General features: G+C 47.3%; 22 protein-coding genes. 19 read left to right on the forward strand and 3 right to left on the reverse strand.

The features are described 5' to 3' along the window. Positions 1-350: 350 nt before the first annotated feature. The 6 genes from DCC85_RS10410 to DCC85_RS23370 all read left to right on the forward strand — a co-directional run bounded on the left by DCC85_RS10410 (position 351) and on the right by DCC85_RS23370 (position 7,453). Complete coding sequence (locus DCC85_RS10410) at positions 351-1,799, forward strand: protein adenylyltransferase SelO (protein WP_108465528.1); 1,449 nt, start codon at positions 351-353, stop codon at positions 1,797-1,799. Between the two features lie 406 nt (positions 1,800-2,205). Beyond that, the gene (locus tag DCC85_RS10415; RefSeq protein ID WP_108465529.1) at positions 2,206-2,631 is read left to right on the forward strand and encodes a DMT family transporter; all 426 of its coding nucleotides are present in this window, start codon (positions 2,206-2,208) and stop codon (positions 2,629-2,631) included. Positions 2,632-2,649: 18 nt separating this feature from the next. Continuing rightward, positions 2,650-3,150, forward strand: a complete 501-nt coding sequence (locus tag DCC85_RS10420; protein WP_108465530.1) for a DMT family transporter — start codon at positions 2,650-2,652, stop codon at positions 3,148-3,150. Between the two features lie 577 nt (positions 3,151-3,727). Further along, the gene (locus DCC85_RS10430; protein ID WP_234414462.1) at positions 3,728-5,482 is read left to right on the forward strand and encodes an ABC transporter ATP-binding protein; all 1,755 of its coding nucleotides are present in this window, start codon (positions 3,728-3,730) and stop codon (positions 5,480-5,482) included. Next, positions 5,479-7,257, forward strand: a complete 1,779-nt coding sequence (locus DCC85_RS10435) for an ABC transporter ATP-binding protein (RefSeq protein ID WP_108465532.1) — start codon at positions 5,479-5,481, stop codon at positions 7,255-7,257. The genes DCC85_RS10430 and DCC85_RS10435 overlap by 4 nt, the downstream gene beginning before the upstream one ends. Positions 7,258-7,324: 67 nt before the next feature. Continuing rightward, the gene (locus DCC85_RS23370) at positions 7,325-7,453 is read left to right on the forward strand and encodes a DUF6254 family protein (protein ID WP_234414418.1); all 129 of its coding nucleotides are present in this window, start codon (positions 7,325-7,327) and stop codon (positions 7,451-7,453) included. Between the two features lie 57 nt (positions 7,454-7,510). Here DCC85_RS23370 and DCC85_RS10440 read toward each other — a convergent pair whose 3' ends face one another. Further along, positions 7,511-9,985 carry a pectinesterase gene (locus DCC85_RS10440; protein WP_108465533.1) on the reverse strand — a complete coding sequence of 825 codons (2,475 nt, stop codon included), beginning with the start codon at positions 9,983-9,985 and terminating at the stop codon, positions 7,511-7,513. A gap of 316 nt (positions 9,986-10,301) precedes the next feature. Between DCC85_RS10440 and DCC85_RS10445 the strand changes: the two genes are divergently transcribed. The 10 genes from DCC85_RS10445 (at position 10,302) to DCC85_RS10490 (ending at position 21,650) form a co-directional block, all read left to right on the forward strand. Next, the gene (locus tag DCC85_RS10445; protein ID WP_108465534.1) at positions 10,302-10,877 is read left to right on the forward strand and encodes an Ada metal-binding domain-containing protein; all 576 of its coding nucleotides are present in this window, start codon (positions 10,302-10,304) and stop codon (positions 10,875-10,877) included. Then, the gene (locus DCC85_RS10450; RefSeq protein ID WP_108465535.1) at positions 10,874-11,434 is read left to right on the forward strand and encodes a methylated-DNA--[protein]-cysteine S-methyltransferase; all 561 of its coding nucleotides are present in this window, start codon (positions 10,874-10,876) and stop codon (positions 11,432-11,434) included. Before DCC85_RS10445 ends, DCC85_RS10450 begins: the two co-directional genes overlap by 4 nt. Then, positions 11,397-12,314, forward strand: coding sequence for a DNA-3-methyladenine glycosylase family protein (locus DCC85_RS10455; RefSeq protein ID WP_234414419.1), 918 nt, complete (start codon positions 11,397-11,399; stop codon positions 12,312-12,314). The genes DCC85_RS10450 and DCC85_RS10455 overlap by 38 nt, the downstream gene beginning before the upstream one ends. Positions 12,315-12,382: 68 nt before the next feature. After that, positions 12,383-12,757: a DUF488 domain-containing protein gene (locus DCC85_RS10460; protein WP_108465536.1), complete on the forward strand. Its 375-nt coding sequence runs from the start codon at positions 12,383-12,385 to the stop codon at positions 12,755-12,757. A gap of 72 nt (positions 12,758-12,829) precedes the next feature. Continuing rightward, complete coding sequence (locus DCC85_RS10465; protein WP_108465537.1) at positions 12,830-13,861, forward strand: LacI family DNA-binding transcriptional regulator; 1,032 nt, start codon at positions 12,830-12,832, stop codon at positions 13,859-13,861. A 222-nt stretch (positions 13,862-14,083) separates the two neighbouring features. Beyond that, positions 14,084-15,361 carry an ABC transporter substrate-binding protein gene (locus DCC85_RS10470; protein WP_108465538.1) on the forward strand — a complete coding sequence of 426 codons (1,278 nt, stop codon included), beginning with the start codon at positions 14,084-14,086 and terminating at the stop codon, positions 15,359-15,361. Positions 15,362-15,546: 185 nt separating this feature from the next. Next, positions 15,547-16,434, forward strand: a complete 888-nt coding sequence (locus DCC85_RS10475; protein WP_108465539.1) for a carbohydrate ABC transporter permease — start codon at positions 15,547-15,549, stop codon at positions 16,432-16,434. Beyond that, positions 16,427-17,272 (forward strand): carbohydrate ABC transporter permease, encoded by an 846-nt coding sequence (locus DCC85_RS10480; protein ID WP_108465540.1) that lies wholly within the window; start codon positions 16,427-16,429, stop codon positions 17,270-17,272. Before DCC85_RS10475 ends, DCC85_RS10480 begins: the two co-directional genes overlap by 8 nt. Before the next feature lie 11 nt (positions 17,273-17,283). Next, positions 17,284-18,756 (forward strand): glycoside hydrolase family 30 protein, encoded by a 1,473-nt coding sequence (locus tag DCC85_RS10485; protein ID WP_108465541.1) that lies wholly within the window; start codon positions 17,284-17,286, stop codon positions 18,754-18,756. Positions 18,757-18,797: 41 nt separating this feature from the next. Next, positions 18,798-21,650 carry a beta-galactosidase gene (locus DCC85_RS10490; protein ID WP_108465542.1) on the forward strand — a complete coding sequence of 951 codons (2,853 nt, stop codon included), beginning with the start codon at positions 18,798-18,800 and terminating at the stop codon, positions 21,648-21,650. Between the two features lie 181 nt (positions 21,651-21,831). Here the strand turns inward: DCC85_RS10490 and DCC85_RS10495 are convergent, their stop codons facing one another. Further along, positions 21,832-22,446 (reverse strand): histidine phosphatase family protein, encoded by a 615-nt coding sequence (locus tag DCC85_RS10495; protein ID WP_234414420.1) that lies wholly within the window; start codon positions 22,444-22,446, stop codon positions 21,832-21,834. Between the two features lie 87 nt (positions 22,447-22,533). Beyond that, a complete protein-coding gene (locus tag DCC85_RS10500) occupies positions 22,534-23,046 on the reverse strand; it encodes a GNAT family N-acetyltransferase (protein WP_108465544.1) in 513 nt (170 codons plus the stop codon). Between the two features lie 299 nt (positions 23,047-23,345). On the opposite strand from DCC85_RS10500, the gene DCC85_RS10505 reads away from it, so the two are divergent. The 3 genes from DCC85_RS10505 (at position 23,346) to DCC85_RS10515 (ending at position 25,425) form a co-directional block, all read left to right on the forward strand. Beyond that, positions 23,346-23,693, forward strand: coding sequence for a winged helix-turn-helix transcriptional regulator (locus tag DCC85_RS10505; protein ID WP_108465545.1), 348 nt, complete (start codon positions 23,346-23,348; stop codon positions 23,691-23,693). Positions 23,694-23,880: 187 nt separating this feature from the next. Continuing rightward, entirely contained in the window at positions 23,881-24,489 is a 609-nt protein-coding gene (locus DCC85_RS10510) for an NADPH-dependent F420 reductase (RefSeq protein ID WP_159081843.1), read from the forward strand. Between the two features lie 54 nt (positions 24,490-24,543). Beyond that, on the forward strand, positions 24,544-25,425 hold the full coding sequence (locus DCC85_RS10515; RefSeq protein WP_108465547.1) for an SDR family oxidoreductase: 882 nt from the start codon (positions 24,544-24,546) through the stop codon (positions 25,423-25,425). Positions 25,426-25,476: the final 51 nt, after the last annotated feature.

The following is a 25,476-nucleotide window of genomic DNA, read 5'->3' on the forward strand; positions in this document are numbered from 1 at the left end:
TAGGATTTAGCGCATAGTGATTCATGGCATACTGTTCCCGCTGTATCTGCTGTGTCTTATACATATCGTCTATGCTTACAGATGGTCAGTATCCTGCAGGATATCGCTTATGTGAATAAATAAGAATGGAGATAGTTCGGGCTCCTCCCTTGTCTTGGAGTATTTTTCAACCCGCCAGCCTCTAAGGGTGGTGGGTTTTTAGGTATATCGGGAGCCATCTCGCCATAAAAAGGGTATAATTAAGTGTTATTAGCAAATCTTAAGAGCTAAGATTGGAACGAAGTCAGGGCCCTAGGCAATTCAGTTGATAGATGGATCAGTGTAGTAAGAAGGGAGACTCGGCATACCGGATGAAATGGAATTTCAATAATACTTATGTTCACTTGCCTGAATCATTTTATTCCATCGTTGAACCCAAACCTGTCCGTTCACCAAAGCTGGTCAGATTAAATGAGAATTTGGCTGAAGCACTGGGATTAGATAAATCAGAGCTGAAAGGACAAGCTGCGGTGGAAGTTTTCGCGGGCAACCAAATTCCCAAAGGAGGCGTACCGCTGGCTCAAGCATACGCCGGACATCAATTCGGCTATTTCACGATGCTCGGTGACGGCCGGGCGATGCTGCTTGGTGAGCACATCACTCCAGACGGAGAACGTCTAGACATTCAGCTTAAGGGCTCAGGAAGAACCCCTTATTCCCGAGGGGGAGATGGGAGGGCGGCACTCGGCCCCATGCTGCGCGAGTATATCATCAGCGAAGCTATGCACGCCTTGGGCATTCCTACGACCCGCAGCCTTGCCGTAGTAACCACAGGAGAATCTATTGTCCGGGAGACGATGCTTCCAGGAGCGATCTTAACACGTGTGGCTGCAAGCCACTTGCGGGTGGGCACCTTCCAATATGCTGCAAGCAGAGGAAATATAGAAGAGCTTCGGAGTCTTGCGGATTATGCAATAGCAAGACACTATCCTGAATTTAAGGAGAATGCGGAGCGATATGTACAGCTGCTGCAAGCAGTTATTCAGCGCCAGGCAAGCTTGATTGCCAAGTGGCAGCTTGTGGGCTTTATCCATGGCGTGATGAATACGGATAATATGACCATTAGCGGAGAGACCATTGATTACGGTCCCTGTGCATTTATGGATACTTATGATCCGAATACCGTTTTCAGCTCCATTGATACGCAAGGGAGATACGCCTTCGGAAATCAGCCAAATATCGCTGCCTGGAATCTGGCCAGATTCGCAGAAAGCCTACTGCCCCTGCTGCATGAGGACCCGGAAGAAGCTGTTCGACTTGCGGAACAGCAGTTAGAAGGTTATGGGGAAATTTATCATCACCAGTATATGGCTGGAATGAGGTCCAAATTAGGAATATTTAACACAGAGGACGAAGACGAAAGCTTGATGGGAAAGCTTCTGGGGATGATGAAAAAGTACAAAGCGGATTATACGAACACATTCCGTTTATTAACCTTAAACCAATTGAGCGATTCTGATCTGTTCGATTCTTCTGAATTTGCTGCATGGGACAAGCGATGGAAGGATCGGCTCGGCAGACAGGCTGAATCGGAAGAGGATTCCCGCGCGCTAATGCAGCGCAGCAATCCTGCAGTCATTGCGCGTAACCACAGGGTCGAAGAAGCACTTGAGGGGGCGACGATTCAAGGGGATTTCAGCAAGCTGGATAAGCTCCTTACCGTTCTTTCGAATCCGTTTGCCTACAGCGAAGAGCAGGAGGAATTCTGCTCGCTGCCAGTACCAGGCAATCGGCCTTACCGCACCTATTGTGGAACATGATCTTATGGAATACATGAAGCAGTCTCAGGTGAGGCTGCTTCATGTATTCACTCCATAAGGTGGATTAACATCTATAATTGTCCAATGCTATGATTATCCTATTCATTATTGAAATCGCTATCAAAAAAGGGGCGTAAACAAGGAGAAGGGGGGCGGTTCGCGTTCAACTCTTATTTTACACCATCTCATTCAAGCGGTTTAAATTTCCCACAAAGCTCATAGTTTGGGAGGACTTCTATGAGATTTACGAGCAGCAGCAAGCAGAGTATAAGAAGGTGAAGTAAGTAGTGACGAATGGAGCCTGCAGTCATGCAGGCTCTCTTCGTATTTGCGGACATATGTCCTTCTCATAAGGCTGCGGGTCCCTTTTAATAAGACTAACTAGAAAATGTAGGGGGAGAACTTCATGAAAGGTTTGATATTTGCATTTATGGCGGGATTCTTTGTGACACTGCAAAGCGTGGCGAACTCCCGCATCAGCCAGAGCATTGGCACTTGGCAGGCAGCAACCATTACCCAATTTACGGGCTTTATAACTGCACTTCTCATTCTGCTGTTTGTACGCAAAGTCAAGTGGCAGGGGTTCAAGCAGGTAAAGCCTCTATATTTGGGGAGCGGCGCTCTGGCGGCAATCATCATTTCAAGCAACGTGACGGCCGTCCACCAAATTGGAGTGACCCTGACGGTGTCCGCTGCGCTGATCGCGCAGCTAAGTATTACATTTCTAATCGACAGCAAAGGATGGTTTGGCGTCATCAAGCAAAAGATGCAGCTGCCCCAGTTCATTGGGATTGGGCTTATGATTATAGGAATTGTAATTTTGAAGTTTTAGCAAAGGAGATAGGAAAACATGATATTCGGTATACTATTTGCATTACTTGCCGGTTCTTTGGTCGGCTTGCAAAATATATTCAATAGCAGGGTAAATGAACGCGTAGGCTCTTGGCCTACAACGACATTAGTGCTGCTGCTGGGCTTTCTGGCTTCGTTTGTTCTGGGTCTAATATTTGAGGGGAAAAGCCTCTTCCACTTGGAACATATGCAGCCATGGTTCTGGTTCAGCGGCATTGTCGGTGTTGGCGTCGTTGTTTGTATGGTGAACGGTATGAAACGGCTTGGTCCAACCTATACCATCTCGATCGTGATGAGCTCCCAGCTCTTTTTTGCCCTGCTGTGGGATTCTCTTGGCTGGATGGGTCTGGAGAAGGTTCCCTTTAGCTTTAAGCAGCTCGCCGGCGTTCTGGTTCTGATTAGCGGGATATTGGTTTTTAAATTTGGTGGTATGCTGAAGCCGCGCCTGAGCTCTCCCCAGGGTGAAAAAGTACCCGAGCGTATCATGGCGGAAGAGTGATCTTCGTGATGGAGCTAGCGTTGCTGTCACCGAGTGCAAACGCACGGGTTATACATGTAAATTTGTTGATAATCTCGTTATACTCGCTTTGTGCTTCGGTGATTGCGAGCTTTGAATATACCTCCAAGGACTTGCAGCTGTCTGGTTTATGTTACCGATACGCTACTGTTGGGGACTCCTACAATAGGATCAGTCCTTTTTTTTGAAAGTTTTTTTAATTGAAGAATATATTTTCACTATAATTTTATCAAAAAAATCACTTAGATATTTTTTGACAAGAAAACCTACCCAAGCAAAGAATAGTGAAATAACTATTATTAACATAAATAGTTTTAGTCCGATTCCTATAGACTCCATCTAAATACAGCGCCTCCATTTCATTTGTGATTATATACATAACATTCACTTTAATCCAGTATCAGGAAGATACCTGACTGCAGTCAGACCTGGAACAACGAAATAAGCAATTTGCTATTATAATTATTTTTTATCTGTGCTCTATCTCTTCGATCGTGTAGACTGGGAATGAATGGGTGTTTCAGATGTCTAAAAATATAAATCATCGGATAGGGTGGGGGTGGGCATTTTGCCCAAACAAGAAAAAAAGTCTATGGGCTGGCTGCTTCAGTATCTCAGGCCTGTTAAGGGCCGGCTGCTGCTGCTTCTAGCTCTACTGTTGTCTTCAACAGGCCTTCAGCTGCTGAGTCCGCAGCTGATTCAACGATTTATTGATACGGCAGCCAGCGGCGGTGTTGTGATGAGTCTGATTCAGATAGCCGGCACATATTTGGTTGTTGCTGTGGTGAATCAATTGCTTACCGTTGCAGTGAGTTATTTGGGTAACGATGTTTCCTGGCGGGCGACCAACCGACTTCGGGCTGACCTGCTGAAGCATTGTTTGCGCCTCGATATGCGTTTTCATAATAGAAAAAACCCAGGAGAGATGATTGAGCGTGTGGATGGCGATGTGACGGGGATATCGAACTTTTTTGCGATGTTTATTGTTCAGGTCATCGGCAGCTTTGTGCTGTTAGCTGGGATCCTCGGATATATGTTCACCGTGAACTTTCCGATCGCCATGGTGATGACTGCCTTTACAATTCTGTCCATCTTATTTATGGTGCTGATTCGTAATCTTGGCGTAACTTCCTCTAAGAAAGAACGGGAAGCTAGAGCGTCCCTGTTTGGGCTCATCGAAGAGCGCATTGCTGGCATAGAAGATGTTCAGGCCAATGGGCATGTCTCGTATGTGATGAACCGATTCTATCGTGTGATGCGCCAAGTGTTCCTTAAAGGCAGAAGAGCATGGATGCTTAGAGTGATTCCCTGGAATACAACGGTGGTTCTGTTTGCCATTGCTGTTACGGCTGTTCTGCTGCTTGGTGTTCGCTATTATTTGGCGGGTACTATCAGCCTGGGCACCTTGTATCTTATCTATCAGTACACGCAGATGCTGAACGACCCGATTGAGATGCTGGGTGATCAGGTTCAGGAATTTCAAAAGGCAAAATCCGGTATGCTTCGCTCCAGAGAACTGTTGTCTTTAAGCAGTGAAATTGTTAATGGTGAACAGGAACAGCTGCCCGCAGGGGCGCTTGGTCTCGAATTTGATCATGTTCATTTCAGCTATACTCCGGACAAACCGGTGCTACAGGATATCAGCTTTGCCATTAAGCCTGGCGAACGTCTAGGCATCATCGGGCGGACTGGCAGCGGTAAATCCAGCCTTAGCCGTGCACTCTTAAGATTGTACAATATTCAAAGCGGGGAGATCCGCGTTGGCGGGGTAGACATCACTCAGCTCACATTGCCTGCGCTTTACCGGCGGGTAGGGATGGTGACCCAGGATGTCCAATTGTTTGACGGGACACTAAGGGACAATCTAACCTTGTTCAATCCGGAAATCTCGGATGGTTTTATAAGAGAGACAACAGCTAGATTAGGCCTGCTCGGGTGGATTGAATCACAGCCGCATGGATTGGATACTTACCTAGCTGCAGGAGGAGCCTCATTATCTGCAGGGGAAGCACAGCTCTTCGCCCTCACCCGCGTATTTCTTACTGAACCAAGCTTGGTTATTCTGGATGAACCTTCTTCAAGGCTGGATGCAGCTACAGAACAGATGCTTCAGACAGCCGTTAACCAGCTGATGAATCAGTGTACAGGAATTATTATTGCGCACAGGCTCGCAACCCTTGACCAGGTTGATAAAATTCTGGTGCTCAGCGACGGAAAAATGGTGGAGTTTGGAGATCGAGAGGCGCTGGCTTCCGATCCGGATTCACATTATGCCAGATTACGTACTACAGGCAGAGAGGAGGAACTGGCATGACGGTAATCGGCTTTATTAAACGTATCTTTCAATTCAGAATATCTCTGTATTTAATCAATGGCTTGCTTTGGTGCATTTTCCACTCTTTGCCGCTGGCCATTGGCATAGGCATGCAGTGGTTTTTCGACCGGGTTACGGGAAGCTCCCATGACTACATGTGGCTAGCAGTGCCACTAATCTTTATAGCCCTGATCCGAATCTCCAGAGTTGGAGTCTTTTTTGGAGCATTTTACACCTGGATTACTTACATCTATCATATTGAAGCCATTCTCCGCACGAATATGCTGGCGGGGATTATGCGGTGGCCTGGCCGCAATCTTCCCGCTTCGCCGGGCGAGGCGATGAGCAGGTTCCGTGATGACATAGACGAAGTCATCGAGGTGATGGAATCCTGGACTGATTTCTGGGGACGTCTTGTATTTGCCATCGTATCTATCTCTATTATGGGAAGTATTAACTGGAAAATAACACTGGTTGCCGTCCTGCCGCTTGTAGTGGTGACATTGCTTAATAATTTTTCGGGCAATCGGGCACGGCGTTATGGACAGAAAAACCGGGAAGCCACCGGACGAATAACGAGCTTTATTGCGGAAACCTTCGGGGCTGTCCAAGCATTGAAGCTGGGACAGGCGGAAGAGCATGTGCACTCGCGCTTTGTCAAGCTTAATGAGGAGCGGCGTCTGGCGGCACTGAAGGATAACCTGTTTAAGCAGTGGATGCGATCGCTGAACCAGCATGTGCTCAGCATTTGCACCGGACTCATTCTGTTGATGTGTGCCGCCGAGATGAGAGCAGGACATTTCACGGTGGGTGATTTTGCTCTCTTTACTTCATATCTGGTGAATATCGGGTACAGTATCTCCTTGTTTGGCTATATGATATTTCAACATAAGCGGTTAAAAGTCTCCTTCGACCGGATGCGGGCGCTGTTCCGGCCTGGGGAAGAAGATCGGATCATGGATTTCAGAGAAATTTATCTGCATGAAGACCCTCCGGAACCCGAGGAGCTCCCGAGAGATCTTAAGCAGAAGCTCAGAGAACTTGAGGTTAGCGGCTTAACATATCAATATCCGAACACAGATAAAGGGATACAGGAGATCAGTTTTCAACTAAAGCGCGGTCAGTTTCTTGTCATTACCGGCCGGATCGGGTCAGGAAAGTCGACCCTGATGCGCGTTCTGCTGGGACTGCTGCCTAAGCAGGGCGGAAGCATCTGCTGGAATGGGCAGGAGATTGATCCGGCAGCCTTCTTAAAGCCGCCTTACGCGGCATACACGCCTCAAGTACCCAGACTGTTCAGTGATACGCTGCAGGAGAATATTGTCCAGGGGAAGAAGACAAATGTGAAGGAAAATCTCGACAAGTCGATACGTCTGGCGGTGATGGAGAAGGACATTCATGATCTCGAACATGGGCTGGATACCTTTGTAGGCCCAAGAGGAGTCATGCTGTCCGGCGGGCAAATCCAGCGTGCGGCGACAGCCAGAATGCTGATGACTGGGGCGGATCTGCTCCTATTTGATGACCTGTCAAGCGCTCTGGATGTAGAGACAGAGCAGCAGGTCTGGGAAGGTCTCTTCGAGGAGCAGGATGTTACTTGTATAGCGGTTTCTCATAGACGGGCTGCCCTCAGCAGAGCAGATCATATTATTGTGCTCAAAGACGGGCGGATTGAAGCAGAAGGGAGCTTGACCGAGCTGCTCGAAAGCTGTGAAGAGATGCAACTGCTGTGGCAGGGCGAGCTAACGCAGCAAAATGTCGGTTCGTCTGCATGAAATACTGGAACTTTTAGCAAGCTAAACCTGTAGTATTAAATCGCAATCCATAAGGAGGCTACTTCAAATGACTCAGCAAAAGCGGAGACGAGAAGCTGCGTGGAAATCACGCAAGCAAGAGCAGCATTCCCATGGTAAAATCAAATCGCTGAAGGAACTTTCCAGCGAATATGATGCGGGGCATACTACACTGTAAATAGGGTTCAGAATGAACAGGCTGCCGGTCAATCCCGGCGGCCTGTTCGAATTAAATTTATTTATAATGCGCCGTTAAGCCAACAATTTGAGTCCGATTTCCTTCGCTTACGGTGCCTGTATGCTGGATGCCAAAACCGCCGTAATCATTGCTCTTGATCGGTGCAGAGATGGAGGCGTGATTCGGAAGATTTGCCTGTATCTGCTCGCTGGTTTGCTTAGATGTCGTGACGGCTTCCGCAGACAGCACGTTACTTGTCACAGCTAGCTCAATGGTACATTCCGGGTTAAAGGCCGTGGTAGACTGCGCCTCGCTAATGGGATGTCCAACACCGTTCACATACTCATATAGAGTGAAATCCGTGGCGAATCCGTACTTGGTTGTACGTTCTATTCTGAGCGCATACCCGGTCTTGGAATTCGTGTCATACTTAATATAAATCTCCAGATATTGTCCGTTCGGACTGCCAAATCCCTGTGCTGCAGTCTTCTCTGGATTCAGTTTGACCTTAAGGGACATGTCCCCGAACTTACCTTCTTGTGTATACAGCAGTCTAGCGCCCCGCCCGGTGGTCAACAGTCCTTGCTGATCCGCTGCGCCGTTGATGCCCGAAGCATACTTCCAGGGGCTCTCCTTGGCAGGGATCCATTTTGTCTTTTGATCCAGAGGATAATAGGTGTCTACTGTCCAGGTTCCTTTCATGATGTTAGGCTGCCAGCTTGCAGGAAAATTAGCGAAGGTGGTGCTGATGCTGTATTTGTCCTTTTCTTTGCCCGGAAGATCATCCAGTGAAACGGCCCTTTCACTGAATACCTTGACGGGTTCTCCCGGCTTACTCCTAAGATGCTTAGGGGAAATCGCAGCCATAATATAATGTCCTTCATCACCTGATGTTAAGGTGTATGAGGTCAAGGGCTGATCCTGACGGGAGACGGCGATCTCTACCGGGTTTGTGCCTTTCTTGTCGTTAACACGATACCAGGTAATGATGGATTCATCAGCTCTGACCCCTTTTTCATAGGTTAAGCCAAGTGTATAGTCCAGCTTGAGCTTGCCGTCCTTAGCTTTCTGTATGAATGGCTGTTTGATGAAGGACGGGGGAGGAAGCTGAGGAGGATAAACCTTGACTACAGTCTGGTTCGATATTCCACTTGCTGCAGTTGCTGACACAGTAACACTGACAGGCTTCTCACCGGTATAGTTGCCTTTTACGGTAACTTTATTTCCGCGCATACTGCTCAGTACAGCATCCTTACTGCTGACAGACCAAGTGAGATCAGCGTGTGCAGTGGAAGGGAATACAGAAGCTGTTAATTCGATACCAGCCTCCCCAGTACGAACTTCAGCTGATTTGATCATGCTGATATTCAGTGGAGGGTTTTGGATAGCCGATGCATGAACAGCCTGCTCCTTCGCCGGGTTCCAGCCGTCGTTTCCTTGAAGTAAACGGAAGGCGGTATAGGCTTTGGCTTGCGTTTGCGATAGTTCCTGGCCGTACTCATTAGGCAGAATGGAAAGCCGCTTTCCATTCAGGGTGTTGTTGTAAGCGTAGGATTGAATATGGCTGGAGGGATAAGGAGCCCAATGTATGGATTTAAGATTTCCTGTGAGATCGACAAAGGTGTTGTTGATCAGATATAAGGTTGAGGCGTTCTTAGCTAAGGTTAAATCCTGTGGATCTTCAAAATCAATTTCCCATGTACAGTCAATAAAAGCCATGCCCTGGGTCCCGGCTGCAAAAATAGGCTTGCTCGTATAGCTGTGCAAAACCGTATTCTTCATCACATGGATGGAGCCACCGCCCATAAAGTCGTCCGTACCTTGTACATAGCAGTATTCAAAATAAGCCCGCTGCACCTCTCCAAGTGCTAACGTATCCAGCATGCTGATAAACCGAACATTCTTGAACGAATATTGATCCAGAACTTTATTCGGATTTGAAGCTCCAATAGCATAGGCTTGTGTAATTGTGGAGGAACGTTTTTCTTGATTTTTAGAGGGGTTTTTGGGATAGATCAAAGGTACATTCGTATAGTTTCCGATCGTCAAATTCTCTGCATGAAAGCCTGTGCCTGTCACATAAAGAGTCTCAGCCGGGGAAGAACCAGATCCCGTGGGGCTTTCTGCTCCAAGGGTATGTCCGCGATGGTCGGCAAGCACAACGTCTATAGCATCCGTGGACAACCCGATCAAGCTGACCCAGTCTTTATCAATATAGAGCCCGCGGTCTGTGAGCGTGCCATTCATAGGATATACATCCGGCTCGATATAGATGACCATAGGCCGCTGCTCTGCCCCGCTGCTTGCGGCTTTGACAGCTTCATGGATCGTTCTGAACTGAAAGTTAGCGGTATCGCTCGCAGGAAGGGTGCTGTCCACATAGTAAGCGTTTTCATTTAAGTTTAAAAGCTGTCCGTTATGAGCGGTAACATTCACTGTTTTACTTTCGGCGTGAACGGGCGATGTTAAAGTAAATACACCTAACATCGAGATGATAAGCATCAAAAGTGTACACACAGCAAGCTTGTTCATTTTACATGCCTCCTAAGAGCTGAATATCCTAAACGGAATTTCTTCTCTAGCATGCCAAGGCTTTGTCTCACTCCCTTCATCGTTGCTTATTTGCTGACTGTCCATTCCTCAGTATAAATCGTAAATCGAAAGCCTTACCGTTATTTTATGCGAGGGGACTTGCTTGATATACAATAGGCGGCCCACAATGTATTGTAGAAGGACAATTAAAATTATGCAATAGATGGTAATGACTATCGAAATGTTGCTATCGTAGTATCAATCCCTTTAAGCTCCAGTGAGTAAGGGCTATACTGTCCGTTAGGAGGCGAAGAATATGGATCAAAAGCAGTTTGACCAAATTTACTCCACGGTGATGAAGAAGGATAGCACCTATGACGGGATTTATTATACTTGTGTGAAAACAACTAAAATCTTTTGCAGGCCTTCCTGCCGTGCTCGAACGCCATATCCGCAAAACGTGATTTTTATGACCTCTGTTGAGGATGCGGTGAAGGCCGGGTTTAGGCCATGCAAGCGCTGCAGACCAGAAGTTCCCGGCAGGGGAGGGCCTGATGAACAGCTTGCCAATAAGGTGGATGAGCTTCTTCAGGAACGCTTAGACCGTTCTGTTACGCTTCGCGTATTAGCGTCCGAGCTTTCTGTCAGCCCTTATCATCTCATGCGTGTATATAAGCGCGTTAGAGGGTACAGCCCTGCTGATCATTTGCGAGAGCTACGCTTAGAGCAAACGAAATGCCTGCTTCGTTCGGGTGCTAATTCCATAGCCGAGATTGGACGGAGCGTAGGGTACACAAGCGCAGCACATTTTTCCGCCTGGTTCAAACAAGCTTGTGCAGTGACGCCCGCTGAATATCGTGACATGAAGTGGAGAGGAGCAGATGAATCATGAATCATTCAACCGACCTATATTGGACAAGGTTCGGGAGGGTTGAAGAGCAATGGACACTCTTTGCTACCAATAAGGGCATTTGCCGGGTGGTCTATCCTCACATGGATTTTGACACTGCGGTCATCGGGATTCGCCGCTATTTCCCTCATGCCGAATTCAAGCAAAGTGATGAAGTTTTCGAGACATTCGGCGTGCTGGCATTGCTAGAAAAGTATTTTGCCGGCCAGCATATTTCCTTCGATTCCATTCCTCTGGACCTGGGAAGCGGAACGGAATTCCAGCGAGAGGTATGGTCAGCTCTGCGGCGAATTCCTTATGGTGCAGTTTGCACCTACAGGGAGGTTGCGGAATTTATCGGGCGTCCGCGAGCTGTTCGGGCTGTAGGAACGGCTAACGGTGCGAACCCGGTGCCAGTGATCGTCCCGTGTCATCGGGTGGTTGGTTCAAACAGCACGCTCGTCGGATACCGCGGAGGATTGCAGATGAAGGAGAGACTGCTGCACTTGGAAGGGGTGAATCATGTTGAAGCCGCTGGACATGTCCGGTTCCAGTTTTGAGATCAAGACTCCTGAGCTGTTTCGGTTTGCTCCCTGCTTGGACTATTTTGCCCGCTCAACCCAAGAATGCCTGTATGAAATCCAAGGGGACAGCATCCAGAAGCTGCTGCATGTTGGTGGACGTCATGTACTCGTTTCTATACAAAGCCCCCAGGATCATGCACTGGAAGTCAAGGTCCTAACCGGAGGGCCGCTTACAACGGAGGAGCAGGAGGAAGCGCACACGTATATTCGGGAATGGTTCGATCTGGAGCGGGATATACTGCCGTTTTATTACCTCGCTGGCAAGGATGAGAACTTGAAAGGTGTTGTTCAGCGCTTTTACGGGCTGCGGATCATTCGGATTCCTGACTTGTTCGAAGCACTCTGTTGGGCTGTGCTGGGCCAGCAGGTCAATCTATCCTTCGCCTACACGATGAAGAGGAGAGTTACGGAGGCTTTCGGGGACAGTTTGGAGTGGGAGGGAAGGATCTTTCGCTGCTTCCCAGCTCCAGAGCAGCTTCTTACAGCAAGCTTGGAGGAGCTGGCCAGCATGAAGCTTAGTCGGATGAAGAGCGCAACCATTCTTGAAATTGCCCGGATGATGGTAGAGGGCGAACTGTCCCGCGAAGGCTTGCTCGCTATGGGTGAGATGGATCTGGTAGAGAAGCGGCTGCTGGCAATCCGTGGAATTGGTCCGTGGACGGCTCATTATGTCCGCATGAGGTGTCTTGGAGATCAGAGTGCCTTCCCGATTGGGGATGCAGGTCTGCATAATGCGGTAAGAGAGCTGCTTGGGCTCTCCCAGAAGCCATCAGCCGCCGAATTGCGCCATCTATTCTCTGCATGGAAGGGATGGGAGGCGTATGCCACGTTTTATCTTTGGCGGACTCTGTATTAATAAGGTTGCAGGAGCAGATCATTTTTGACAAATGCTTTAATGAAGTTAGAGAGGAGGTGCGCTTAAGCATGAGCCATATAGCTGAAGAGAACTTGGTTATTAAGCGGGTGTATGAGCCCTATGATCCGGAGGATGGGTACCGTGTTCTGGTTGACCGGTTGTGGCCGCGGGGCGTAGCGAAAGAGCGGGCCATGATCCATGAATGGATGAAGGACATTGCTCCGAGTCCTGGGCTTCGCAAATGGTTCGGGCACGATCCAGAGCGGTTCAACAATTTCACGGAACTTTATATTCAGGAGCTGGAACAGGGGGAGGCCGCTTCATCATTGGCAGCGAAAATTCGAGATTTAGGAGCGGACCAGAAGGTGACGCTAGTATATGCAGCTAAAGATCCTGTTAACAATCATGCGATAATATTGCGGAATTGGTTGTTGAATAAATGAAACCCATTTCATCTATGTTAGTTATCTGATATGATTAACTACAAGATTTCGGAAAGAGGTAGGTTTTATTCCATGACACCTGTCACTATTTATGATATTGCGAAAGAGGCGAATGTTTCTGTAGCTACAGTTTCGCGGGTTTTGAACGATACGGCTCCTGTCCGGGCCAGCACGCGCGAGAAGGTTATGGCGGTCATCGAGAAGCATCAGTTCCAGCCCAATGCGCTTGCTCGCAGTCTGATCAAGAAAGAGACCGGAACCATCGCGATTATCCTGCCTGATATTACGAATCCGTTCTTCCCAGAGGTGTTTTGGGGGGCGGAGAATGAAGCCAGGGACAAGGGATATACTTTTTTTCTATGCAATACTGGAGGAGATCATGAAAGGGAGTCGCAGTATCTGTCTATCCTCCGCGAGAAACGGGTTGACGGCATGATCTTTCTGGGAGGGAGGATCAATCTCCAGAATTGTCCTGAGGAGATGGCTCAGGAGTTGATTGAGCTTGGCAGGCATCTGCCGATCGTGCTAGTCAATGGGAATCTTCCAAGGAGCGGCTTGCACAGGATTTACACGGATGAGGCAAAGGGAGCTGCCTTGGCTGCAGAACATCTGCTGGAATTAGGGCATCGGGAATTTGCCTTCGTTGGCGGGCTGCAGAAAATGGCGACCACCATGGTTAAAGTAAGAGCCATTCAGAAAAAACTCAAGGAGCATGGATTGGAGCTTAAAAAAGAACGGATCTTACTAGGTGATTTCTCCATCGAGACCGGCAAGCAGCTGATGTCTCAGTTGCTTAAGCAGGACACTCCGCCTAGTGCCGTCGTTTGCGTGAATGACTACACAGCGATCGGTGCGATGAAGGCCGCCATTGAGCATGGTTTGTCCATACCGAAAGACATATCGATCGTAGGCTTTGACAATACACCGCTTGCAAGTGCAGTGATCCCCGAACTGACTACGGTTTCGCAGAATACGTACCAGCTTGGAAAGCTAGCGGTAGATGTGCTGCACGATCTGATTAATCAGAATAAGACTCCGAAGCAAGTCGTTCTTCGCCCGGAGCTCATCGTTCGTCAAAGCACAGGCCCATCAAGAATCTCCTAGCGTTATGCAATACAATAATGCTTTAATGCACTTCAGCGGCCTGTTTAATCCCAAAAGAAATCGTTGACATTTTTGTGAAGCATAACATATAATGATTGCGAATGAAACCCCTTTCATAACGTGGAGCGGGTTTTTAATTCAGCTGTTATGAAACCCGTTTCATGAAATCGGTTTCAGTGAGTTGCTTTTCGATCCTAAACTTAAATCTGAGGGGGATTATGTGTGAAAAGAAACTTTGCAGTCATCTCATTATTAGTTCTGGCAATGTTGTTTGGTTTGACGGCTTGCGGCGGAAGCGGGGGTTCCTCACCAGGAGAGTCCGGCGATGGCGGGAAGAAAGTGGACCTCTCTATGACCATCTGGGGTTCCGAGGACGAGAAGAAGATCTACGAGGAACGGCTGGCTGTGGTGAAGCAGAAATATCCTGATATTCATGTCAAGCTGAATGTTGTCGCCGGGGACTATGACCAGAAGGTCCAGACCATGATTGCTGGCGGCACGGCTCCCGATATCATGATGATTGCGGAGAACTATCAGGCCTATGCCTCCAAAAATCAAATTATCCCCTTGGATGATCTGATCAAATCAAATCATGTGAATATGTCCGAGCGTTATTCAGACGATATAGCGAATCTTATGAAATATGATGGCAAGCAGTACGGCATGCCCGACCGGGCAGGAGCTATGGTACTGTTCTATAACAAGGATTTATTCGACAAAGCCGGTGTCGCTTATCCGACCAAGGATTGGACACAGAAGGATCTGCTGGAAGCAGCCCAAAAGCTGACGGTGAAGGAGAACGGCAAAACCGTACAGTGGGGTTATTATCCCGGAACCTGGTGGCCGCAGTGGATGCAGTTGGTCTACCAAAATAAAGGGTCCATCTTTGATGAGAGTGGGAAGCCAACCTTTGACAGCGAGCCTGTCCGCAAGGCCCTCCAATTCTTGAATGATTTGACCTTTAAATATGGTTCTGGCCCTACACCGACAGAAATCGCAGATATGGGCAATATCGGTGCCGACCCGCTGTTTGCTCAAGGAAAAATCGCTATGGAGACTACCGGATTCTGGAATATCGGCTCTCTAGCCAAGGTGAAAGGTATCAATTGGGACATTGCGCCGATTTGGGGAGAGACGAATGCCTTCTTCAACGGCTTTACGATCACCAACGCCTCCAAGCACAAGGAAGAAGCTTTTAAAGTCATAGAAGCCCTGACCACACTGGAAGCTCAGCTGCCGATGATCGAGAAAGGGCAGGATGCTCCAGCTACTAAGGCGGGGTTATCCAGTGAGAAATTCCTCAATGCGGAATACGGCGGGAAGAAAATCAACATGGCCGCATTCAGTGAATCCAAGATCTACGCAGAACCCCTCAATCCGCAGTGGAATGAAATGATGAAGCTCATCAACGATAAGCTTGGCGTATATTTCAACAACAAAGCATCATTGGATGATACCGTTACCGAGATTCAGAGCGGACTTGAAAAGCTCTACAAATAGATAGAATGAACTAAAGACATGAACGTTATAGGACAGTATTAGCCGTGATAACAGAAAATTCAATGTAAAACTTTAGTTCAATCTATATAGATCGTTAGCGCAAAGACGGAGGATGGGGCTGTCCGTGGGTTAAACACAAAACCAGCTCCCATCTTTTCGTCCTTAAGGCCTAGGGAGGGTTGGCAATGAGAAGAGGGGACGGAAAATGGTTCTACTTGTTCATTTCCCCGTGGTTAATCGGCTTTGTTGGACTTACGCTTGGCCCCATCCTGTTCTCCATTTATATGAGCTTTACCGACTGGGATCTGTTCCAGTCACCGAACTTTGTCGGGTTAGCAAACTATATCAACTTATTAACGGATGACCCCTTGTTCTGGAAGTCAGTAGGGAATACCTTCTTTTATGCGCTGATCTCCATACCGCTGGGAATGTCAATTTCCCTATGGATTGCCTATTATCTCAATAAGAAAATCAAAGGCATTACGTTCTTTCGGATTTTATTCTATCTTCCTTCTGTCGTGCCAGTTGTAGCCAGCTCTCTATTGTTTGTTCATCTTCTCGCACCTACAGAAGGGCTGATCAATAAAGCGCTGCGCATCTTTGGCATTCAGGGTCCTGCCTGGCTCCTCGATCCTACTTGGGTCAAACCTGCTCTGATCATCATGTCGCTATGGGGAGTGGGGGGCGGAGTAGTCTTGCTGCTGGCCGGAATGAAAGGAATTCCTCAAGAAATGTATGAAGCGGCTTCCATCGATGGGGCCAGAAATACACAGTCCTTTTTTCATATCACCTTTCCTATGCTTACACCGGTCATCTTCTTCAATCTGGTTACCGGAATTATCGGTGCGCTTCAAACCTTTGCCCAGGTGTTTATCGTGACTTCCGGAGGTCCGGATAATTCAAGCCAGATGGTTGTGCCCTATCTCTTTCAGAATGCGTTCCAGTTCTATAAGATGGGCTATGCCTCGTCAATTGCTTGGGTGCTGTTCATCATGATTATGGCATTGACCTTGATCGTCTTCAGATCTTCAGCGCTGTGGGTGCATTATGAGGAGGGAAAAGCCAATGACTAATTCTTCTGCCCGGGATAAGGTGATTTCTTATTTCTTTCTTATTATTGTCGGCGTTCTGCTGGCTTCTCCTTTTCTGTATATGGTTTCCATTGCGCTTGCGAGTGACGCTACCACTGTAAAATCTGCCTTCACGTTTGTCCCCCGGGAATTTGAATGGACCAACTTTACTAGTATATTCACCCATAACAATCTGGGCGTTTATCTGAAGAATTCTGTGATTATTACAGTTTTCACTATTATGGGATCAGTGCTGTCCGCCTCTGTTGTGTCCTACGGCTTTGCTCGGATCAAGGCAAGAGGAAGCCGGGTTCTCTTCATTGTGCTTCTCAGCACGATGATGATTCCTGGCGAAGTTACGATGGTACCGCAGTTTATCATTTTCCGCCATCTGGAATGGGTTAACACATTCTATCCGCTGATTGTTCCAAGCTTTTTTGCAGGAGCCTTCAATGTGTTCCTAATTCGGCAGTTCGTTATGGGAATTCCCAAGTCGCTGGATGAGGCGGCCATGATTGACGGGATGGGACACCCGGGGATTTATCTGAAAATCATCATGCCGCTTACTTACCCTATTCTCGCAGCAATTGCGATCTTCTCTTTCTCCTGGAACTGGGGGAACTTCATGGGTCCCCTGATTTATATTAATGATCCGAACAAAATGCCCCTTGCGCTAGGGGTTCAGCTGATGACAACGGTCGGCGGCGGACAAATGCCCCCGTGGAATCTGGTCATGGTAGCCTCTCTTTTCCTAACAATTCCTATGGTCTTGGTGTATTTGTTCGGACAGCGGTTTGTCTATGAAGCTAATATCAACGGCGGCAGCAGCGGTATTAAGTAAGGAGTGTGGGGATGAAGATTCGGAAGAGAACCAGCTTGATCATCATAACCCTGACTCTGGTGCTGCTGGCGGGAGGAGGCATATGGATGAAGCATAATTCTACAGGGAGGCTGAACACGATCCATTTTGATCAAGAACCGGTGCAGCTGAAGCTCGAGGCCGCCTATGAAGGCTTTGAAGGCTGGGGTACCTCGCTGGCTTGGTGGGCCAATGTACTCGGGGGTTGGAAGGACCAAGCTCGGGCGGATGAGGTGATGGATTTGATCTTCGATGCGGGTCAGGGACTCGGCATCAACATTGTCCGCTATAATATTGGCGGAGGTGAGAATCCAGACCTTAAGGGACTTCGGCCGGGGGGAGATGTTCCCGGATTTCAGCCCGAGAAGGGGCAGTGGGACTGGGCGGCCGATGCGAATCAAAGAGCAGTTCTGCAAGGAGCTATAGAACGCGGAGTAACAATTACAGAAGCGTTCTCAAATTCGCCTCCGTATTGGATGACGGTGAGCGGTTCCGTAACTGGAGCCGTGGATGGGGGCAACAACTTGAGAGTGGATCAATATGAGGCTTTTGCGGATTATTTGACCGAAGTTGTAAAGCAATATAGGGATCAATGGGGCATTACCTTCAGGACGCTTGATCCGCTCAATGAGCCTTCCTCAGATTGGTGGAAAAAGGGAAATCAACAGGAAGGCAGCCATTTCTCGACCGACAAGCAGATGGAATTGATCAAGAGGGTGGAGAAATTACTGCAAAGTAAAGGTCTTGAGGGTACAACCATAAGCGCAGCGGACGATAACAGTATTGATGAGACGGTAGATAACCTGAAGACTTATGATGCAGACACCCTGCAGGCGATCACTCAGATCAACACCCATTCTTACAACGGCAGTCGCATGGAAGAGCTGCGGCAGCTGGCGAACCAGCACGGTAAGCGGCTGTGGATGTCTGAGTACGGCACTGGAGGGAGCGAGCCGCACAGCCATGAAGACATGTCCTCAGTACAGGAGCTGGCGGAGCGGATTATGTTCGATCTCAAGGTTATGAAGCCGGCGGCCTGGATTTATTGGCAGGCGGTTGAGGATGAGGGCGCGAATAACAATTGGGGGTTTATCCATGCGGATTTTAAGCAGGAGAATGGCTATGAAATCACTAAGCAGTATTATGGAATGGCCCAATTCAGCAAATTCATACGACCTGGAGCTGTAATTATTCCTACAGATAATGGAAGAACACTGGCAGCTTACGACAAGCTTGGGGATAAGCTGGTTCTCATTGTTCGCAACGAACTGTCTGAAGGGAAGACGGCCTTTGATTTGAAAGACTTTATAGTAAGTGAGGGGGCCAAAGCAGAGGTATACCAGACCTCGCCGGATCATAATATGACCCAGCTGGATGACATTTCAGTATACTCGAACGGTCTGGAGGTTCCGATCGCCGATAACTCGATAACGACTATTGTTGTACATGGAATTAGGCTTCACTAGGGATATGATACAAACAAATAATCGGGAACGAGGAGGAACGTATGACCCATAAACCAGCTGAAATGACGTATGATCATCGAAGCTTCCTGCTGAACGGGACTAGAGTATTTTTGAACAGTGCAGCTGTCCATTATTTCCGAAGTCCAAAGGAAGAATGGCGGGAGGTGCTGATGAAGGCTAAGCTTGCCGGAATGAACTGTATTGATACTTATTTTGCCTGGAATGTGCATGAGCCTAACGAGGGGGTATGGGATTTCGAAGGGGACCGGGATTGCGGAGCCTTCCTTGATCTGTGTGCAGAGCTGGTTCTATGGGTTATTGCCCGGCCGGGGCCTTTTATCTGTGCAGAATGGGACTTTGGCGGGTTCCCCTGGTGGCTTAGCGGCAAGGAGGATGTGAAATTTCGCGAATATAACGAAGCCTATCTGCATTACGTGGATATATATTTTGACAAGCTGATCCCCCTTCTTAGAGAAAGGCAAATCTCTTCAGGAGGGCCCGTTATTCTAGTACAGGTTGAGAACGAATACGGGTATTTGCAAGCTGATGAGCAGGCGAGCCGATATATGAATTATCTTCGGGACGGTCTAATAAGCCGGGGGATAACCGTTCCTCTGATCACCTGTGTAGGCGGTGCGGAAGGCACCGTGGAGGGAGCAAATTTCTGGTCGGGAGCGGATAAGCATTATGTGGAGCTAAGAGCCAAGCAGCCCGATGCGCCTAAGCTCGTAACGGAATTCTGGACAGGATGGTTTGAGCATTGGGGTGGTTCTGCCGCTAGTCAAAAAACAGCCTCGCTGTATGAAAAGCACTTTATGGAAGTCATCCGCGCCGGATTTACGGGCATCAGCCATTATATGTTCTATGGGGGTACCAATTTTAACGGCTATGGAGGTAGAACCGTAGGGGCGAGTGATATTTTTATGGTCACTTCTTATGACTACAATGCTCCGCTAAATGAATACGGCAGAATAACGGATAAATACGCAGCGGCCAAGCGGCTGTCCTATTTCCTGTCAGCTTTTCAACATTTGCTGCTGGAAGCAGAGGAGATCACTGCCGAAGAAGTGCGTGCCTCTAAGGGGATTACGGTTCGCGGACGTGGGCTGAGCCGGCAAAAAATCTGGTTTGTTGAGAGCCGAAGGGATGAACGGGCGACGGTGAACATCACCTTAGAGACAGGAAGAACGGTTCCCCTCTCGATCGCACCCGGTCAAATCGTTCCTATTCTAGATCGCGTACAAATTGCAGAAGGGGTCTATCTAACGAGCAGTGCTCTGATTACAGGCAATGAAGAGGTTGGCGGAGAACTCACTTTATTTGCTGCGGCAGATCGGGGCCAGCGGTCCTGGATCGAGCTGGAGGCAGAGGGACTGGATATCCTAAGCCATGGACTTAACATGGTCTATGAGATTGACCCAGACCGAAGTGCTCTTCGCTTGGATCTGTGCCATTTTGAGGAGCCGGCAATCATTCGAATGATGGCGAGCAAGAGAAGCTTCAGGCTGGTTGTGCTGGATCAAGCGGCCATGAACCGTCTGTGGAGAGTCAACTTCCATCATGATGGAGCGGTGCATTATGTCCTTGGACCGGATGATATGGACACGGATTCGCAGGGGAAGGTACTAGGGATGATGGATGATCCGGACCGCAGCTTAATTGTGCTGGGCGGAAGGGGGCAAGGGGGAATCCGGTATATCGGCCGGGACTTCATGAAGCAAGCACCGCTTGCGATTCTTCCTCCGGTCACACTGCATTCTTGGGAGTCTAGCCGGCCAGCTTTTGTAACGGATGGCGTCCCTGAGAGCGGGCAGCTTGTGAAACAGCCTGTAGATTTTACCCGGTATGGTCAGGATTACGGTTACCTATTATATGAATGTGATTTTGAGAACGAGGAGGGCGGAGCCACGAATTTAATGGTTCCAAACCTTCAGGATTCTGCACGAATTTATGTAAATGGGGAAGAGCAGGCGATAGTTCGCCAGCTTGGAGCAGCTGGTGTCCGTATACAATGTGCACAGGGCAGGAATAAGCTGCAAATGCTAATACAGCATATGGGCCGGCTGAACTTTTCCCCATACTTAGGTGAATCCAAGGGAATGAAGGGACCCGTGTATCTTGGCGGCGAAGTCATGGATATCCGGCGGGACTGGCAAGCAGAAAATGAAGTTATTCATTTGGATGAAGTGCGAGACCCGTCTGACGGCCCGCTTCTAAGAAGAAGCTTCTTACCCGGAAGCTATGACCGGGCCATCATCGTGGGTGCGGTGAGCAGAGGTCTGCGCGTCAACGGTCAGGAAGTACTTATGGAAGGCTATCACGATTGGTTCGCTTTCAACACGGTGGATATTTCACAGTTTGTACAGCCTGGTCAAGTGAACAAGATAGAAATGCCTTATTCTGCTGCTCCGATCCATCGACTGGAGCTGCTGCTATGGCAGAGCGCGGATGAGCTTACCGGCTGGCGTATTTCGGGGAATGAGGCTTTGCGGCCTCGAGACTGGAAGCTGCAGCAGCTTGGGCAAGGAGCTGCTCCTGCCGGGAACCCCGTCTGGTACAGGTGTAAGTTCGATAAACCAACCATTCCAAATAGCTATCATGTAAGATTGAAGCTGCGGTTAACCGGGATGAGTAAAGGCTTCATTCTGCTGAACGGCCATCACCTTGGGCGATATTGGCAAATTGGTCCACAGGAGGACTATAAAGTCCCTGTGATCTGGCTGCAGGAGGAGAACGAGCTGCTTCTGTTTGATGAGGCAGGGCATTCGCCAGAGCATATAAGGCTGCTTTATGACAAACCCTCCATATATCCATGGTTCGAGATTCCTCTTGATGGAGACGGGGAAAATGACGGAGATAACGGAGATGTTGGAGGGTCGGCTACACAGTTTTAAAATTATGAGGTCGTCGCAAAGTCATCATAGATGACTTTGCGACGACTGTTAGATGAAAATAAAGTGTTAGACTGCTGCTGGTGATTAAGCTAACGTTCCTCGTTAGCTCAACGATTAATTATTATTCAATCAATCAGATAGAGAGAATTATTCACTTTGAATGGATAAAGATAATTGCCAATCAGTACCCTTCTAAATGTCGGGCATCATTATACTTTATAAGTGACCAAGTATTATCTTCTTGTTTCAACCAGTGTGTTATGGATGTATGGTCAGTTTGAAATCCAACCTTCGGCATTTCAAATGCGTTTAACCCGAAAAAAAACTGGAACGAGCAATCGATCACACCACCGTGACACACAATTGCAATGGTCTTTCCCTCATATTGATGAAAAATTCGATTAAGGGATGACCCTATACGCAAAACAAATTGAGGCCAATTCTCGGCACCGGGAGCTATCAAAGAAAACGGATTCTGCTTAGGGTTATGCAAGGCCAGTAGTTCATCCAAACTCACTTTGTTCATGCCAAGCGCTTGACCAGGGCGCATCTCTTGGAAATCATCATCCAGAACAACAGAAACTTTTAACCCGTCCGCAATTATCTCAGCGGTCTGCTTCGCTCGGAGAAATGAGCTTGCTATCCACACATCCGCCTGGATTTCCCCTGATCTAACCAGCCGATCCCTCAGTTTCCTGGCCTGCGCCACACCTATCTCTGTTAGTCCGTAATCATTCACTATTCCGTCCTTTATAATACAAGCATCACCATGCCTTATTAGGTATAGCTGCGTCATTGATCTCATCCCTCATTTACAAATTCTTATTTCGGCAGCTAAACCTTCCGTTAGCTACAGCGCGTCATCATAATCTAAAGTTCCTCGTTAATTCAATGTTTTAATATATAAGCAAGTAAGTATGTTACGATTTCTCCTATTCATAAATCTTTTTTCAAGCATCATTCCCAGCTTTTCAGCTACTCTTCTAGAAGCTTGGTGAGTTTCCGGCATATTTGCGCATATTCGCTTTAGATGTAAATCTTCGAGCCCATACATCATTAATGCTTTTGCAGCCTCGTATCCAATACCTTGACCCCAGTAAGTGGATTTAATAATGTAACCTAAGTCGTTCTCGATTTGTCCATCTGTCTCAAGCTTTAACAGCCCCGCATCTCCAATTATTTCACCTGTTTCCTTGAGTTCAACCGCAAGTCTGCCATATCCTGCTTGGTAATTTTCGATTCCTCTTTTTTGGATCCATTCTTTACATTGAGAATAATCAAAGGGCCTTGGCCAGAAGCTCATAGTTAGGTTATCCGAAAGAATTTGATGCAATGCCGAGAGATCCTCTGTTGTATACTCCCTTATACGAAGTCTTGCTGTTTCGATTTTCTTCATAATAGAAACCCACTCCCATTCGTTGCCGCGGTTTACTTACAGACGTTAGTAGCCTTTAAATGTTTCGTTATCCTGCCCCGTTAGCTTAATGCTTGTTATTTCGAGACTAACACTTTATTTTCTCAGTTTATCAAGACCTAAATTTAAGAAAGATAGATATATTAAAGGGTTTCACATATTAGTCATGACTAGCATGTGAAACCCTTTATGTTCAACTATCATTTCCCGTTAGATCAACAAGTAATAGGGTTATCATGTATTATAATAATGGAAATTTAATGAAGGGTAGTGTTTTTTAATTGAAAACTTTTTATTGTGATCTGGAAATCACTTTAAATGTCATTGGCGGGAAGTGGAGGCCTCTTATTTTGTATTATTTAATAAAAGGTCCTAAACGGACCGGTGAATTGAAAAGGCTCATACCCACAATATCTCAGAAAATGTTAGTCCAGTCGTTGCGGGAGTTGGAGAGTGCTAATTTGATTATAAGAAAAATGTACAATCAGGTACCACCAAAAGTGGAATATTCAATATCAGAAATGGGTATGTCACTTGAACCCACTTTGCGAGCTCTTTGTGATTGGGGCCAAAATTATGCAGAGAAGAACTTGAGCAAGGATGAATATCGGAGATTAAATGTAGAATAGAGTAATTTCATTGACCCATTTATTCTGCACTTCATCACAATTATCACTTTTTAGTTACTATATAACCTAAAAGTACGTACTATTTTAAAAGTTATAGATGGAACATAATAGACTTGTGGCCATGAAGAAAATCAAAGAATTAATAAAAGGAGTCGTATGTAGGTCGATAAGTTTTTGGAGGTGCGTTATGAAATTTGGCTTTATTGGTGCTGGAACAGTTGCTCAAACGCTGGCGAAACATCTATTGCTTCACGGTCATGAAGTTATTCTCAGTAATAGTCGTGGTCCCGAAACGCTCTCAGATCTGATAAGCTCGCTCGGTGCTGGCGCAAAATCCGGAACACCGTCAGAAGCAGCTGAGCAGGACTTTGTAATATTATGCGTGACGTGGGCGCAAATGCCTGCTGCTTTGTCAATGGTTCCTGACTGGACAGGCCGCGTTCTTATTGATGCTACCAACCGTTTTGAAAATACGGAACCTCTACTTGGTGAATGGTCAGGAAAGAATTCAAGTGAAATCGTAGCCCAATATGCTCCGGGTGCTCATGTAATTAAAGCTTTTAACAGTGTTCCGATGGAATGGATTAAGGATTACACGGAGGAGAAGCCGAAGACTGTCCTGTTCATGTCCGGTGATGACATCCAGGTAAAACAAGTCTTGAAAGAAATTTGGGAGAAGATTGGCTTTGCCTGTATTGATCTTGGATCCTTGAGCCAGGGCGGTCTGCTGCAGCAAATAGGAGGACCTCTCGCCGGATTGAATTTAAATCTGCTGGATCAATACACTGTACGATAACGTTATTCAATACTGCAACTGGTTTATCAATAAAAGTTCAAAGGGGTTACTAATATGGGTAAAATACTTATTACTGGAGCAACGGGTAATCTTGGCAGCAGGACGCTAAACCTTCTTCTTAAAAAGGTTCCGGCAAATCAGGTCGCTGTATTGGTACGTGATCCGCAATCCGAAAAAATTGAAAGGTTTGTTAAAGAAGGTGTGGAGGCCCATCAGGGCGACTATTTTGATTATAACTCCCTTCTGCGAGCTTTTAATGGTGTTGACAAAGTCATGCTTATCTCCGCGCAAGCATTTACCGACCGTAATACGCAACATTTCAATGTCATCGCAGCTGCAAAGCAGGCTGGTGTTAAACAAGTGATCTTCACGTCGATCATACGAAGAGAAAATTCAAATCTTATTGTGCCCGAAGTGTCGATGTCAGACTTATTTGCTGAACAAACGCTTAAAGCATCCGGATTAGCTTATACCATTCTGCGGAATCCACCGTATCTTGAAGTCATGCATATGTATTTCGGAGATGCGCTTAAAGCCGGCGTGCGAGTGCCAGAGGGTTCCGGCAAAGTTGCCGCTGCATCTCTGGATGATTTGGCGGCAGCTAACGTAGCCGTTCTCACCCAACACGGGCACGAAAATAAGTCATACACGCTAAGTGGCAGCGAGGGAAGCTCTTTTGCAGACATCGCTGAAGCCCTCTCGGAGATTAGTGAGATAAATGTCCCTTATGAGGCAGTTAGCGAAAAAGAATATATAGACTCTATGGTAGCGAATGGCTTGCCTGTTTTCATGACTGATTTTTTATTAGGCTGGGTGCGAGGAGTCAACACTGGAGAATTTTCGGAGACATCCGGGGATCTTGAACGTCTGATTGGCCGAAAACCAATGACATATAAGGAATTCTTTAAATATCAGTTTTCTAAAGTTGAAGATTGAAAAAAAACAGCGACAGCCAAGGACGAAAAATTGACTGTCGCTATTTTATTG

This window comes from Paenibacillus sp. CAA11, assembly GCF_003060825.1.
Classification (GTDB): domain Bacteria; phylum Bacillota; class Bacilli; order Paenibacillales; family Paenibacillaceae; genus Fontibacillus.

Bases quoted from the DNA above. Each gene is read 5' to 3' on its own strand.
- DCC85_RS10460 (WP_108465536.1), top strand. From the start codon at position 12,383: ATGAGCCATATAGCTGAAGAGAACTTGGTTATTAAGCGGGTGTATGAG.
- DCC85_RS10435 (WP_108465532.1), top strand. From the start codon at position 5,479: ATGACGGTAATCGGCTTTATTAAACGTATCTTTCAATTCAGAATATCT.
- DCC85_RS10515 (WP_108465547.1), top strand. From the start codon at position 24,544: ATGGGTAAAATACTTATTACTGGAGCAACGGGTAATCTTGGCAGCAGG.
- DCC85_RS10450 (WP_108465535.1), top strand. From the start codon at position 10,874: ATGAATCATTCAACCGACCTATATTGGACAAGGTTCGGGAGGGTTGAA.
- DCC85_RS10440 (WP_108465533.1), bottom strand. From the start codon at position 9,985: ATGAACAAGCTTGCTGTGTGTACACTTTTGATGCTTATCATCTCGATG.
- DCC85_RS10510 (WP_159081843.1), top strand. From the start codon at position 23,881: ATGAAATTTGGCTTTATTGGTGCTGGAACAGTTGCTCAAACGCTGGCG.
- DCC85_RS10495 (WP_234414420.1), bottom strand. From the start codon at position 22,446: ATGACGCAGCTATACCTAATAAGGCATGGTGATGCTTGTATTATAAAG.
- DCC85_RS10480 (WP_108465540.1), top strand. From the start codon at position 16,427: ATGACTAATTCTTCTGCCCGGGATAAGGTGATTTCTTATTTCTTTCTT.
- DCC85_RS10465 (WP_108465537.1), top strand. From the start codon at position 12,830: ATGACACCTGTCACTATTTATGATATTGCGAAAGAGGCGAATGTTTCT.
- DCC85_RS10415 (WP_108465529.1), top strand. From the start codon at position 2,206: ATGAAAGGTTTGATATTTGCATTTATGGCGGGATTCTTTGTGACACTG.
- DCC85_RS10475 (WP_108465539.1), top strand. From the start codon at position 15,547: ATGAGAAGAGGGGACGGAAAATGGTTCTACTTGTTCATTTCCCCGTGG.
- DCC85_RS10485 (WP_108465541.1), top strand. From the start codon at position 17,284: ATGAAGATTCGGAAGAGAACCAGCTTGATCATCATAACCCTGACTCTG.
- DCC85_RS10420 (WP_108465530.1), top strand. From the start codon at position 2,650: ATGATATTCGGTATACTATTTGCATTACTTGCCGGTTCTTTGGTCGGC.
- DCC85_RS10500 (WP_108465544.1), bottom strand. From the start codon at position 23,046: ATGAAGAAAATCGAAACAGCAAGACTTCGTATAAGGGAGTATACAACA.
- DCC85_RS10410 (WP_108465528.1), top strand. From the start codon at position 351: ATGAAATGGAATTTCAATAATACTTATGTTCACTTGCCTGAATCATTT.
- DCC85_RS10490 (WP_108465542.1), top strand. From the start codon at position 18,798: ATGACCCATAAACCAGCTGAAATGACGTATGATCATCGAAGCTTCCTG.
- DCC85_RS23370 (WP_234414418.1), top strand. From the start codon at position 7,325: ATGACTCAGCAAAAGCGGAGACGAGAAGCTGCGTGGAAATCACGCAAG.
- DCC85_RS10445 (WP_108465534.1), top strand. From the start codon at position 10,302: ATGGATCAAAAGCAGTTTGACCAAATTTACTCCACGGTGATGAAGAAG.
- DCC85_RS10455 (WP_234414419.1), top strand. From the start codon at position 11,397: ATGTTGAAGCCGCTGGACATGTCCGGTTCCAGTTTTGAGATCAAGACT.